Origin of the sequence: Pseudoalteromonas sp. FUC4 (assembly GCF_008370255.1) — a bacterium.
In the GTDB taxonomy this organism is placed as follows: domain Bacteria; phylum Pseudomonadota; class Gammaproteobacteria; order Enterobacterales; family Alteromonadaceae; genus Pseudoalteromonas.
In genome coordinates, this window is sequence record NZ_SEUI01000006.1 from 70,482 (window position 1) to 83,164 (window position 12,683).

12 protein-coding genes are annotated in these 12,683 nt (G+C 38.8%); all 12 read right to left on the reverse strand.

Annotated elements, in window-relative coordinates; genetic code table 11:
- Positions 1 to 37 precede the first annotated feature (37 nt).
- The 12 genes from EU510_RS16515 to EU510_RS16570 all read right to left on the reverse strand — a co-directional run bounded on the left by EU510_RS16515 (position 38) and on the right by EU510_RS16570 (position 12,652).
- Positions 38 to 2,761, reverse strand: coding sequence for an ExeM/NucH family extracellular endonuclease (locus EU510_RS16515; protein ID WP_149594395.1), 2,724 nt, complete (start codon positions 2,759 to 2,761; stop codon positions 38 to 40).
- 122 nt (positions 2,762 to 2,883) lie between these two features.
- Positions 2,884 to 3,894 carry a porphobilinogen synthase gene (gene hemB, locus EU510_RS16520; protein ID WP_149594396.1) on the reverse strand — a complete coding sequence of 337 codons (1,011 nt, stop codon included), beginning with the start codon at positions 3,892 to 3,894 and terminating at the stop codon, positions 2,884 to 2,886.
- 12 nt (positions 3,895 to 3,906) lie between these two features.
- On the reverse strand, positions 3,907 to 5,760 hold the full coding sequence (locus EU510_RS16525) for a diguanylate cyclase (protein ID WP_149594397.1): 1,854 nt from the start codon (positions 5,758 to 5,760) through the stop codon (positions 3,907 to 3,909).
- Complete coding sequence (locus tag EU510_RS16530; RefSeq protein ID WP_149594398.1) at positions 5,760 to 6,545, reverse strand: TatD family hydrolase; 786 nt, start codon at positions 6,543 to 6,545, stop codon at positions 5,760 to 5,762. The genes EU510_RS16525 and EU510_RS16530 overlap by 1 nt, the downstream gene beginning before the upstream one ends.
- Positions 6,545 to 7,063, reverse strand: coding sequence for a hypothetical protein (locus EU510_RS16535; protein WP_149594399.1), 519 nt, complete (start codon positions 7,061 to 7,063; stop codon positions 6,545 to 6,547). Before EU510_RS16535 ends, EU510_RS16530 begins: the two co-directional genes overlap by 1 nt.
- Position 7,064: 1 nt before the next feature.
- Positions 7,065 to 7,805, reverse strand: a complete 741-nt coding sequence (gene tatC / locus EU510_RS16540) for a twin-arginine translocase subunit TatC (protein ID WP_149594400.1) — start codon at positions 7,803 to 7,805, stop codon at positions 7,065 to 7,067.
- 48 nt (positions 7,806 to 7,853) lie between these two features.
- A complete protein-coding gene (tatB, locus tag EU510_RS16545; RefSeq protein WP_024589471.1) occupies positions 7,854 to 8,186 on the reverse strand; it encodes a Sec-independent protein translocase protein TatB in 333 nt (110 codons plus the stop codon).
- A gap of 5 nt (positions 8,187 to 8,191) precedes the next feature.
- Positions 8,192 to 8,440: a Sec-independent protein translocase subunit TatA gene (tatA, locus tag EU510_RS16550; protein ID WP_149594401.1), complete on the reverse strand. Its 249-nt coding sequence runs from the start codon at positions 8,438 to 8,440 to the stop codon at positions 8,192 to 8,194.
- An 80-nt stretch (positions 8,441 to 8,520) separates the two neighbouring features.
- A complete protein-coding gene (ubiB, locus tag EU510_RS16555; protein WP_149594402.1) occupies positions 8,521 to 10,122 on the reverse strand; it encodes a ubiquinone biosynthesis regulatory protein kinase UbiB in 1,602 nt (533 codons plus the stop codon).
- A gap of 9 nt (positions 10,123 to 10,131) precedes the next feature.
- On the reverse strand, positions 10,132 to 10,815 hold the full coding sequence (locus EU510_RS16560) for an SCP2 domain-containing protein (RefSeq protein WP_149594403.1): 684 nt from the start codon (positions 10,813 to 10,815) through the stop codon (positions 10,132 to 10,134).
- Positions 10,816 to 10,826: 11 nt separating this feature from the next.
- Positions 10,827 to 11,582 carry a bifunctional demethylmenaquinone methyltransferase/2-methoxy-6-polyprenyl-1,4-benzoquinol methylase UbiE gene (gene ubiE, locus EU510_RS16565; RefSeq protein ID WP_007579859.1) on the reverse strand — a complete coding sequence of 252 codons (756 nt, stop codon included), beginning with the start codon at positions 11,580 to 11,582 and terminating at the stop codon, positions 10,827 to 10,829.
- Between the two features lie 83 nt (positions 11,583 to 11,665).
- The gene (locus EU510_RS16570; protein ID WP_149594513.1) at positions 11,666 to 12,652 is read right to left on the reverse strand and encodes a GGDEF domain-containing protein; all 987 of its coding nucleotides are present in this window, start codon (positions 12,650 to 12,652) and stop codon (positions 11,666 to 11,668) included.
- Positions 12,653 to 12,683 lie beyond the last annotated feature (31 nt).

Genomic DNA, 12,683 nt, shown 5'->3' on the forward strand with positions numbered 1-12,683 from the left:
GCATGCGCGGCTTTTTAAATGTTGAGATTAAAGTTGGTTATTTCGTTTTGAATCTACGCACTATTGATAGTGGTGCTAAAAGAAGTGATAACCATAATAATGAACCTGAATCGTCATCATCAGAGCTCGTTTCAGTGATGTTAATTGTAACTGCTACCGAATCAGACACGTTATCGGCGCTATCTTTTGCTTGCACTGATAGTGCAATTGTACTTTCAACGTCAAAATCAAGTTCACCGGTTACAATAAGTTGACCTTGTTCATTAACTGTAATTATCTCACTACCCGACACTATAAATTCAACCACTGGCGATACATCCGCATTCGGATCACTGAATTCAAGCGTGCCGATAATTGTGTCAATTGCGCTATTTTCATCAATTGAAAAAACTTGGTCAGCAGCAATTCTTGGTGTTTGTTCCTCAGGAGTTAAAATTACCTCAGATTTAATATCAATAATTACAGGGTCGTGATCTGATGCACGGTATGCACTTTCAGAGTACAAGCTAGATTGTTGACCTTCGCTTTTAAACTCTACATTGTAATCAAGCGAAATTGGTTCATCAGCATTAATATGCCAATCTTTAGCCGATACTACTTTGCTAAGTAACGATGCACTTGCTACAGCATGGTCAAGGCTACCTGCACGACCAGAGAAGCTATAAGAGTAACCAAGTGTATTGCCATCAAGCTCTGCAACTACATTTTTATATCCTTTATCTGCAAATGCACGTATTGGATCTTCCATTGCGTAAGCATTCATATCGCCGACTAAAATAGTATCTTCATCGTCAACACCGGTTGGTTTGCTATCAAGCCAATTTGCGAATGCATTAGCACCTTGCGTGCGTATTTCATTCCAACAGCCTTGTCCATCACCTGAATCTGCATTGTTTCCAGAAGCACTACCACAGCTTTTAGATTTAAGGTGTGACACAGCAACAGTAAATACTTCATCAGTTTCTAATGATTTAAAGCTCTGTGCAATTGGAGCACGGTTACTAAAATCAAATGGAGCCTCAGTTGTAATGGCAGCAGTGCCTACTTCTTCTACTTTGTTAGCACGATAGATAAGTGCGGTAGTAATTGCATCTGTACCAATTTGATCTACGTTAAAGTCAACAAATGCATATTGGTTAGCTGAATCAGCTTCGTTTAATGCATTTACTAAGCTTGCAATTGCACTAAATTCACCAAAGCCATCATTTTCGATTTCCATTAAACCAACAACATCGGCCTGGATAGCGCTAATTGCACTTACAATTTTAGCTTCTTGACGAATAAATTCAGCTTCAGAGTCTGCACCACGCGCTGTAGGAAACCCTTCACCTTGGCCATCACCATTAAAGTAATTAAGCACGTTAAAGCTAGCCACACGTAAATCTGCTTCAGCATTAAGCTCTGGCGCATCTTCACGTGCATTTGTCGCAATAAACTGAGGCGCTAAAGTTGGGTGAATTCGGTAAAGACCAAAGCTATAAGCAAGTGCCCCTGTAACAGTATTTACTGTATCGCCAGTGCGTAATGTATTTTCTGCAGATAAGCCTGGAGCTGGGTAAGCTGTCGGGTCTAAGTTTTGTACTGTAGAGCCATCATCTAGTAAAATCTTTTTAAGTAGATTTTCTGTTTCAACTGCATTAGCTGCATCTCCAGGTAATGCAATTTGAGTCCCTTGATATAAGCGCTCTGTAGCTAATTCAACTTCACCATATCTACCAAGACCAAAGTTATTAGCAACCACTAATGATTGCTCTAATGTAACTAACATACCTTCAAAAGCTTCTAAATCAGTTGCATCAGCTAAAGGTAAAGTGATTTTTGTAGCTGCTACAGCTAAACCTGTATTACAAACTACTACTTGGCTTACGCTGCCAATTTGTGTTGCATCAAAATACTCTTCAACAGTACCTTGTACGCGCACATGGTCACCAACATTTACATCAGTATCTGCAAAATAAACAAATACACCTTCAGAGGTTAGTGGGTTGGCATCTATATCGGCAGCAAGTGAGCTAACAAAAAAACCTTTTAGTTGATCATCACCTTGAAAATCGGAGCTTACAACACCTTCAAGTTCTACTAATGTACCTACAAGTGGGCTAGCAGAGCCGTCACCTTGAATAGCATTTATTAGTGTTTTTTCTGCACCACAAACTAGTGGTTCAAGTGGTTCTGGCTCTGGAATTGGTTCAGGTGTTGTTCCACCATTACCTGCATGTGAGCCTAAGCCATCGAATACATCAATTTCAAAGCTATCCCACTCTACACTTGGATCAAAAGTTGCGGTTGCATCTGTACGACCACTGGTAATAGCATCTTTACGGCGAAGAGTTTGGTTTTTTGCGGAAACACCGCCTCCTTCCCATGTTTCTTGTACTTCGTATTGACCAAAGCTATCTACGATATTGCCGTTTTTAGTTAGAATTAGAGTATCGTCACCATTAAATCCAGTAACGCTGTTTTCCAAATCGGCTTTGGCTTTTAATTCATCAGATGAGCTCGGATTGACAATTACAATAGTAGAATTTGCAGCAAGTGTTCCTGTAAGGTCCACAGAATTGCCAACTTCGCTTTTACCATTTGAATACAAGCTAAGTGTATACCCTTCAAGAGAAAGCTCCGTATCAGCATTATTATAAAGCTCGATTGCTTTATTATTACTGCTTCCCTCTATATATTCTGAAATGATTAGATCAGCGGATGCTGGTGCACTAAGACTTGCTATAATAAGTGCGAGTGGTGTTATTTTTGTTTTAAACATTTTTATTATTCCCGTGTATTAAATCCCAAAATGGGACACTAGTTTAGAGAATAAATGTGACTAAAATAATACAAAAATGTAAATGCATGTAAAAAGGCGGTTTGACCGCCTTGTTATAAAATTTACTTTTTAGCGAAGTATTGTGCGGCTTGCTTTGCAAAGTAGGTTAAAATTCCATCGGCACCTGCGCGTTTAAAGGCAAGTAAGGATTCCATTATTGTCGCCTCTTCGGCCAGCCAACCATTATCAATTGCCGCCTTGTGCATTGCATACTCTCCACTTACCTGATATGCGAAAGTAGGTACTCCAAATTCGTCTTTCACACGGCGTACAATATCTAGGTAAGGCATGCCAGGTTTCACCATGACCATATCAGCACCCTCTTGTAAGTCTAATGCGACTTCACGTATTGCCTCATCAGAGTTAGCAGGATCCATCTGATAGGTTTTTTTATCGGCGCCTTTTAAGTTTCCAGCAGAGCCTACCGCATCTCTAAATGGGCCGTAGTAGCTAGACGCATATTTAGCAGAGTACGCCATAATACGAGTATGAATAAATCCATCTGCTTCAAGTGCTTCACGAATTGCAGCAATACGACCATCCATCATATCAGAAGGTGCAACAACGTCGGCACCTGCCTGTGCATGAGAGAGTGCTTGTTTAACTAAAACCTCTGTAGTGACATCGTTAATAACATAGCCTGAATCATCAATGATGCCGTCTTGCCCATGCGTAGTGAAAGGGTCAAGTGCTACGTCAGTAATTACACCTAACTCAGGAAAGGCTTCTTTTAAAGCTCTTACGGTACGTTGCGCTAAGCCATCATCGTTATATGCTTCTTCGGCAAATAATGATTTTTTACCCGCAGGCGTTACCGGGAAAATAGCTATTGCCGGTACTCCAAGTTCGACCAATTCTTTAGCTTCAATAAGTAGCAAATCTATTGATAAGCGTTCAATACCTGGCATTGATTCAATTGCTTCGCGACGATCTTTACCATCAAGTACAAATACAGGGTAAATTAAATCGTTTACGCTAAGTTGATTCTCGGCCATTAAGCGGCGAGAAAAATCGCTGCGACGCATTCTGCGCATGCGAGTATACGGGAAAAGGTCTAATCCTGATTGGGCCATATTAATATGCTCCTACTGTGGTAATGGAAAAGTGATTACTTGATTACGGCCATGCTGCTTTGCGTAATAAAGTGCTTTGTCGGCGCACTCAGTAAATATTTGAGGATTGCTAACATCATCAGCAATACTGGTGTATATACCTGCGCTAATTGTAAATTGAATATCGTTATTGGCAACCGTTACAGTGCTTGCAGAGATAGCAGATCGTATTTTTTCTGCTATATCTTGTGCACCTTCATTGGGGGTATTAGGTAATAACACCACAAATTCTTCACCGCCGTAACGGGCAACTTCATCGAGTGGTCGCTTTAAATGATCTTTTATAAGGTCAGATACAGCTCTAATAACTTGGTCGCCAATAATATGTCCGTATGTATCGTTGATGGCTTTAAACCGGTCTATATCAAGCATAATAATGCTAAGCGGTGTTTGTTCTCGACGAGAGCGACGCAGCTCCATTACCAGTTTTTTATCAAAAAAGCGTCTGTTTTTTATTCCGGTTAAAGCATCTTCGGTATTAAGTAGCTCAAGGGCTCGATTTTTTTCTTCAAGCTCTCTGAGCGTAACTTGCAATTCAAAGGTACGTTCGTCCACTTGTGATTCTAGTTCTTGGTGTGTTTTTTCTTGTAACTTTAAGCGCTCTTTAAGTAGCGTATCTTGAGCTGCATTTTCAGCAATCAAGGCTTGCTGAGTAGTTACTTCTTCATCTCGCTGTAAAATAAATAATTTCATAACGCTGTAACATAAACAGAAAGTGCAACTAAAAAAGCATGTAAACACAAATGCGAGCGTACTTCTGCTAAATGCATATAACCCCATTACAGCAATAGTAAAATAAAGCATCACAACCAAGAAAAAAACCAATACGAGCAATAGTGCTTTATTCGGTTTAGAAGGCGTTAAACGCACGCACATAAACGTAGTTACAATATAAAAGCCTAAAACGATTGGAGTAGTGATTAAACAAAATAGTGTAACTATGTGGTTTGGGAGTAACCAAATAAATAATAACGAAATACCTAAAGCGTTAACTACTACTTTTTGAGCGGTTAGTAAAAATGATGGCTGAGGATGGCAAATTTGCTTTTGCAAAGGCAAAAACATTAAAGTAATAAGCATGAGTAATATAGGGAGCATAACTTGCTGTAACGCGGGTAAATTAGGATGTATATACCTAAGACCAAAGCCACAAAGATAGGCTAATACACTGCCTAATGTGAGAGTTATAACACCAGCATACACAAAATAGTGTTTACGTGAAAAACCATATAAAACTAAGCAGCTCACACCTAAGGAAAATATAAAGCCAATCAATAAGCCATAGAGTAAATTTAGTTTACCTTTATGTGTCAAATAAGCATCTGGTTGCCACAGTGTTAAAGGGGCTCGTAAGCCTGAGCTATTCGCCACTTTCAATATAATAATCGTTTCGCTATTTGCAGGGCTAGTTAGTTTAACTAATAAAGATTCACTCTTTATATTACGTTTATCAAGGGTGTAGGCATCACCAATTTGAGTATAAGAAAGTAATTGCGAGTTATGTAATTGATATACTTGAACGTCGTTTAGCAAAGGGTTGTTTAGTGACAATATTTGCTCAGTATTATAACTAAGTGTGTTTTTTATTTTAAATTTTATCCATACAGGGCGCTGCTCAAGACCTAAATTAAGAGGTTTTCCTGTGTTTTTTAGCCACTGTATATGGTCACTTTGTTGTGCACTTAATAGCGACGTTGGTTCAAAAGAGTAATACAGGTTATTAATATTTTTAGAGTTAAAATCGTGTTTTATTATTACCGGGTTTGCGAAAGAGCAAAAAGTGCAAAGGAATACTAATAGGCTTAAAAGTGCCTTTGCATAGGCCATTAACGATCTTCTAAACCAAAAACACGGTGAAAGTTTTCAGTAGTTTGACGGGCCACAACTTCTTCATCTATTTGATAAAGTTGTGCAACCGTTTGACAGATATAAGGAAGCAGGGCAGGTTCATTTTTACGTGATTTAGGTTTTGGCTTAACTGTTCGTGGAATCAAAAATGGTGCATCAGTTTCTATTAATAATCGTTCTAGAGGAATACTAGGAACTAGCTGCTGTAGCTCTTTACCACGACGTTCATCACATACCCAACCTGTTATACCAATATATAGACCTAGCTCTAAATATTGCTTTAGAGCTGCTGAGTTACCCGTAAAGCAGTGAAGTACACCGCGAATATTAAACTCTTTTAAAATACTCAGCATGTCGTCACTTGCATCTCGTTCATGTAAGTAAACAGGTAAATCTAACTTTTCAGCAAGTGCTAATTGGCGCCTAAAAACATTACGTTGTACATCACGAGGCGAAAAGTCGCGATTATAATCAAGGCCGCATTCACCAATCGCTATGACCTGCTTATTATTTGTAAGGGTAGTTAATTGTGCTTCTAATTCATTCGTCGCCGATTTAGCATCATGTGGGTGGATACCCGCCGTAGAATATTGAAGGTGCTTTGTTGCAAGTTCAAGTGATTGCTGACTGCTTGCAATATCACAACCAATAATAAGTATATTTGTAACACCCGCTTCATTGGCACGGGCAATTACATCAAGGTGCTGCTCATCAAATTGATGATTAGTTAAGTTAACTCCAGCATCAATTAGCGTATACGACATTACTTAGTACGTTTAACGCGTATAGAGCGGTTTTTGCCCTCTTTCTTCAATAGGAAAGAGCTGAATGCACCGCGGCTAATTACAATTGTATCGTCTTCTTTTAAACGCATGCTGTCAGAGCCAATTTGACGCCATTGTTGACCGTTATCTAGCGAAATAATTAATTCACCATAAGCAGCCTCATCAACTGATGTAACCATCGCTTTGATTTCAGTTTCTTTTTCTACTTGTTCTTCTTTTTTATGCTCTAAACCAAAATCGTCAGCTTTTGCCTTTTCTTGAATTGGTGCAGCAGCTACGACTTGAGGTACATTGTTAGCAGTTGGTGGAGTAAGCGTTTTTGTTACTGTTGGCTTTGTTAGTGATTTACCTGCAATTGTATTGTCATAGCAAAGCAATCGGTTAAAGTCGTTCTCAATAAAGCTACATGCTTGTAACGCTTGAGTATTAAATTGCGTTTGCGCAGCAAAAGTCGGTGCGCTTAATAAAACCAATAGTGAGAGTAGTTGTTTTTTCATTTTATTCCTCAAATTCTTTTTGTGGTTTAGCGGTATAAAATTTTGCTAAAATTAGACCTAATTCAAACAAAAGAAGCATCGGAAATGCTAATAATGTTTGTGATAACACGTCGGGCGGTGTTAAAAACATCGCGACTACAAAAACACCCACGACGATATAAGGGCGCTTTTCTTTTAAGCTTTTTGTTGTTGTTGCGCCACTCCAGCATAGCAGCATTATTGCCACTGGAATTTCGAAAGCGACACCAAATGCAAAAAATAGCTTTAATACAAATCCTAAATAGCTACTTATGTCGGGCGCAAGAGTCATCATCTCGGGACCTGTACTTGTAAAAAAACCTAAAATAATAGGCAGAACTACAAAATAACAAAAAGCTATTCCGCCATAAAATAATATTATACTTGAGGCGAGAATAGGCATGAGCATTTTCTTTTCGTGCTGATATAAACCCGGCGCTATAAACCCCCAAACTTGATGCAATATCCACGGAATCGACGCAAATAAAGCAACAAATAAAGTAAGCTTAAAAGGTGCAAAAAAGGGCGCTGTTACATCAGTTGCAATCATGGTTGCAGTACTTGGCAAATGCGAAACTAATGGCTGTGCAACAAAGGCGTAAATGTCATTTGCAAAATATACTATGGCAATGAAAATAACAAAAATACTCAATAGCGCTTTTATTAGCCGATCACGCAACTCAATTAAATGAGCTACAAACCCCGATTTTACTTCCTCAGCCATTATTTTTTATACCATGTAGTAAGTTGACTACAAAGTGAGAGATAAATTTCACTTTTTTTCATCAAGTTGTTGGTTATTTGATGTATCAGGTTGTGTTTTTTTGTAGCTGTGGGTAACTGACTCAGCTGCTTTTTGTAGCTCTGTTAATGAGCTTTGTAGCTCAGGGCTTAAATCTTTTAGTTCTTGTTGTTCTGCTTTTTTAAGGTTTTCGTGAAGTTCATGAATACGCAGTTCTTCACTTACTTCAGCTTTTACTGAGTTGGCAAGTGATTTAGCTGTTTTAACCCATTTACTCACTGTTCTAATAGCAACAGGTAAGCGCTCAGGGCCGAGCACCACTAAGCCAACAATAAAAATAACAACAAGTTCCCACATACCCATACTTATTAAACCTTATTGCTATCTTTGCTTTTTTCAGTATTGGTTGAGTCGTCAACGGTGCTTTTTTCTGATTGTTGAATTTGCTCTGATTTTTCTTGCTCACTCGCTTGATCATCCGACATTGCTTTTTTGAAGCCTTTAACAGCGCCTCCAATATCACCACCCATACCGCGTAGTTTTTTTGTGCCAAAAAGCAACACTATGATCGCCAAAACAATTAATAATTGCCAAATACTAATACCACCAAAACCCATGGTTTTCTCCAATATATAAAATGGTTAAATGTCTATTTTAAATACTAATTATACGCCCAATAGCGTAAATAGCACTCAGTTTATGCGCTTCGCCATGCTGCTATAAAGCTAATGGACGATAAGCCTATTGCAATACTTGCAGCTATTAAATCGTGTTGTAAATAACAAAGTGTTGCCATAATCATTGTTGCACTACCAAATAAACCTAAAATTAAAGATTTATGAGAACCCTTTTGTTCTAGAGGTTGAACGTGTGGTGCACGCTTTAAATTTTGGTAAATTAGATCGGGTAACTCAGGCATTTTTTCAGCCCAAAATGGTAAGTTAGCATACATTTGTTTCAATATAGATAATGGGCCGACTTGTTGCTTTACCCAATCTTCTAAAAAGGGTTTGGCTGTTTTCCATAAGTCGAGTTGCGGATATAGCTGACGCCCTAATCCCTCAACGTATAGTAAGGTTTTTTGTAGTAGGACTAGTTGCGGTTGTACCTGCATGTTAAAACGACGTGCGGTATTAAATAGATTTACGAGCACATGACCAAATGAAATTTCAGCAAGAGGCTTATTAAATATAGGCTCGCATACGGTACGAATCGCAAACTCAAACTCTTCAATACTGGTATCGTGTGGAACCCAACCTGAATCAACATGCAACTGTGCTACTTGGCGGTAATCGCGATTAAAAAAGGCAATGAAGTTTTCGGCTAAGTAGCGTTTGTCTTCTTTGCTTAAAGTGCCAACAATACCGCAATCAATACCAATATACATTGGATTTTCAGGATGCTCGCGAGAAACAAATATATTGCCTGGGTGCATATCGGCATGAAAAAAGCTGTCCCTAAACACTTGCGTAAAAAATACCTCTACGCCACGCTCAGCCAATAACTTCATATTGGTGTTTTGCGCCATAAGCGCATCTTTATCAGATACAGGTACACCGTAAATACGTTCCATTACGAGTACATTACTGCGGCTGTAATCACTATACACTGCAGGGATATACAATGACTCTGAACCTTCAAAGTTACGCTTTAGCTGTATGCCATTGGCACCTTCTCGCATTAAATCGAGTTCATCAAGAAGCGTTTTTTTATACTCCTTAACAACTTCGACAGGACGAAGACGTTTTGATTCGCTGTGTACCTTAGCGAGGACTTTGGCAAGTTTTTCCATTAACGCCAAGTCTGCATTAATTTGCTCGTGAATATTTGGTCGAATGACTTTAATTACGACATCTTGCTCAATACTGTGTTCATCAAGCAGTTTTGCTGTATGCACTTGTGCTATTGATGCTGACGCTAATGGCGTTTGTGAAAACTCACTAAACAATTCGCTTATGTCGTTAATTTCGAGTGCTTTTTCAATTATTTTTTGGGCTAGCTCACCTTCAAAAGGTTCCACTTGGTCTTGTAAAAATGCCAGCTCTAAAGCGATATCATGTGGGAGTAAATCACGACGGGTTGAGAGCATTTGACCAAATTTAATCCAAACAGGGCCAAGCTCTTGCAGTGCTAAACGTAAGCGTAAACCATGAGATTTTTCTTTGTGTTGATTACGTAGCCAAAATAAACTGCCGCGAGCTACTTTACCAAACCAAGGGATCTTATGTTTCGGAATTAGCTCGTCTAACCCATAGCTAAGTAACGTTTTGGTGATGTTATATAAGCGTGCAGTCGACACAAAAAATCCTTAGCGGGTGTTTGAAGGTAAAAAAGAGTTTAAAAGGGCATTAATACGTTGCTCAACGGCAGCTACTTGCCCTTTGAGCTCTCTATTTGTTTGTTTAAACTGCTCAAGCTCTAATGGATGAATAGTAATTGCGAGCTCATCTTGGCATAAACTTGTAAGCATTATACTTATTTTAGTATTGGTTTTACTGCCGTTTTGTTTTAGTTTTTTTATGTGCAGGTATAACTGCTGAGCGGGGGTATCGCCAATATATTTAGAAAACTGCTCAGGCCAATCAATATCAATGTCTGAAAACGCATTACTATAAGTTTGCGCAATATTTAAGTCGCCTTGCAAGTCGAGCTTATCTTGGCGAATTAATTGGGTAAGCATTGCTGGGTTTTTGAGCGCTAAAAGCGTATCTATGTCGGCGCTGATCATACAATCTGCGTTTTCATTGCTTTGAGCACTATATAAGTGTAATTGCTCAGCGCTATAAACAAGTTGAATGCTTTGTTGCCAGTCTCTTATTTCAACCACTAAACGCTGATGTTTAACTGCGCTTAGCTTTTGAGGTAGTTGTGGATCAAGGTTAAGTGCTTGATTTAATATACGCTCAATAAGCGAGAGTACAAAGTTAGGTAACATAAAAAACTCAGATGTCATTGCACCATTATTGCTTTTTGCTGTTTTCTCAAGCGCCATAACTGCTAGCCTTAATATTTAAAACCACGATGCAGCGCAACGATTCCGCCAGTGAGGTTTTGATATGTTGTTTGCTCAAAGCCCGCATCTTCCATCATCGCTTTTAGCGTATCTTGATCTGGATGCATACGAATAGATTCAGCTAAATACTTGTACGACTCACTGTCGTTAGCAACAAGTTTACCCATTGTTGGCAATAAATTAAATGAGTAAAAGTCGTAAGCTTTGCTAAGTACTTCATGCTCTGGTTTCGAAAACTCTAAAACAAGCAATCGTCCACCTGGCTTTAAAATACGGTACATAGAGCGCAGGGCTTTGTCTTTATCGGTAACGTTACGTAAACCAAAGGCAATAGTGATCACATCAAAGCTATTATCTGGGAATGGCAGCATTTCGGCATTCATTTGTACGTAGTCGATATTGCCCACTAACCCAAGGTTATGTAGTTTCTCACGACCAACCTTGAGCATAGATGAGTTTATGTCACCTAATACTACTTGACCGGTTTCGCCCACTAATTGACTAAACTTTGCGGTTAAGTCGCCTGTGCCGCCGGCTAAATCGAGAACATGATGCCCTTTACGAACACCTGAGCTTGCAATAGTTTGACGTTTCCATAAACGATGCACACCAAAAGACATTAAATCATTCATTACATCGTATTTTGCAGCTACTGAGTGAAATACATCAGCAACCATAGAAGCTTTGTCATTCTCGGCTACTGTTTTATAACCAAAATGCGTGGTCTTTTGTTCGGTTTCGTTCATGATTAATCTCTATCGTGACAATAGAGGTTAGTGTACTTTATTGTACGCAGTAGGTGCAATTTGAATATGATTTATCAGGTAATTTATTGGCCAGCAGTATAACTACTCTGTCCTAATGACCGCGCTTTAAAAGCCGCATGAGACGCTTTTTTAGCTAACTGATTAAAATCATCTTCCTGTAGATGTTGAGCAATTCCTAGAGATAAGCCAATACTAGGTAACTTAATCCCTGTTTTAGAGCTTACAAAACGTAGCTTTTCGACTCCATTTCGGACTTTTTCAGCAATAACATTGGCTGTTTCTGGGTCTATATCGGCGAGTAAAACAGTAAATTGATCTTTCGCTGTGCGGCCAGGCAAGCCACTTTGAAAAACATATTTTTGCACTTGTTTAGCTACTTTATTTAAAATAACTTCGCCGATTATATCACCGTAATTTTCAGTAAAGTGATCAAGGTTATCTATTTGAATCGCAATAGCGCAGATAGATTTTTTCTGGTTAGTCCACACTTGGGTTTGTTGTGTTAAATAATGGCGCTTATAAAGTCCTGTTTGGTTATCAACAATATGTTGTTTACGAAGCTGAGTTAGTTGCTTTTGTGTTTTTTCGTGTAGTTGCTTGGCTTTACTTAGTTCTTGCTTAAATTGTTTGTGATGATTTAGTAATTCAGAGGTTTGATTATGAAGTACTTCAAGCGCTTGACGGCTTTGCTCTATGTTGTTCTCATCTAGCGAATGTACGCAGTCACTTACATGACCCGCAAAGCGAATTATTTGCTTTTCAGTGGCTTGAGAATTTTGAGAAAGTGAATTTATAACGCCATCAACGTTTTGAATCATGCTGACTTGCGCTGTGTGGCCCGTATTTAAAAACTCAGCATGTAGCTGTTCAATTAAAACGCTGTCAATATTATCTTCAACCGCAATAGCGCGGTCTAAAACTTTATTTAGCTTAAGATTAGCCTGGCTGGTATAAGTATAAATAACGTGATAATTGAGCGGTGTAGGTGGAAGTGCATAGCGCTCTAAAAACACACACACTTTAGTCATTTTTTCTTGAGCAATAGCCATGGAATCATGGAACATCATTTTAAATACCAAC

Bases quoted from the DNA above. Each gene is read 5' to 3' on its own strand.
- EU510_RS16560 (WP_149594403.1), bottom strand. From the start codon at position 10,815: ATGGCGCTTGAGAAAACAGCAAAAAGCAATAATGGTGCAATGACATCT.
- EU510_RS16530 (WP_149594398.1), bottom strand. From the start codon at position 6,545: ATGTCGTATACGCTAATTGATGCTGGAGTTAACTTAACTAATCATCAA.
- EU510_RS16525 (WP_149594397.1), bottom strand. From the start codon at position 5,760: ATGGCCTATGCAAAGGCACTTTTAAGCCTATTAGTATTCCTTTGCACT.
- EU510_RS16535 (WP_149594399.1), bottom strand. From the start codon at position 7,063: ATGAAAAAACAACTACTCTCACTATTGGTTTTATTAAGCGCACCGACT.
- EU510_RS16515 (WP_149594395.1), bottom strand. From the start codon at position 2,761: ATGTTTAAAACAAAAATAACACCACTCGCACTTATTATAGCAAGTCTT.
- tatC (WP_149594400.1), bottom strand. From the start codon at position 7,805: ATGGCTGAGGAAGTAAAATCGGGGTTTGTAGCTCATTTAATTGAGTTG.
- hemB (WP_149594396.1), bottom strand. From the start codon at position 3,894: ATGGCCCAATCAGGATTAGACCTTTTCCCGTATACTCGCATGCGCAGA.
- ubiE (WP_007579859.1), bottom strand. From the start codon at position 11,582: ATGAACGAAACCGAACAAAAGACCACGCATTTTGGTTATAAAACAGTA.
- tatA (WP_149594401.1), bottom strand. From the start codon at position 8,440: ATGGGTTTTGGTGGTATTAGTATTTGGCAATTATTAATTGTTTTGGCG.
- tatB (WP_024589471.1), bottom strand. From the start codon at position 8,186: ATGGGTATGTGGGAACTTGTTGTTATTTTTATTGTTGGCTTAGTGGTG.
- EU510_RS16570 (WP_149594513.1), bottom strand. From the start codon at position 12,652: ATGGCTATTGCTCAAGAAAAAATGACTAAAGTGTGTGTGTTTTTAGAG.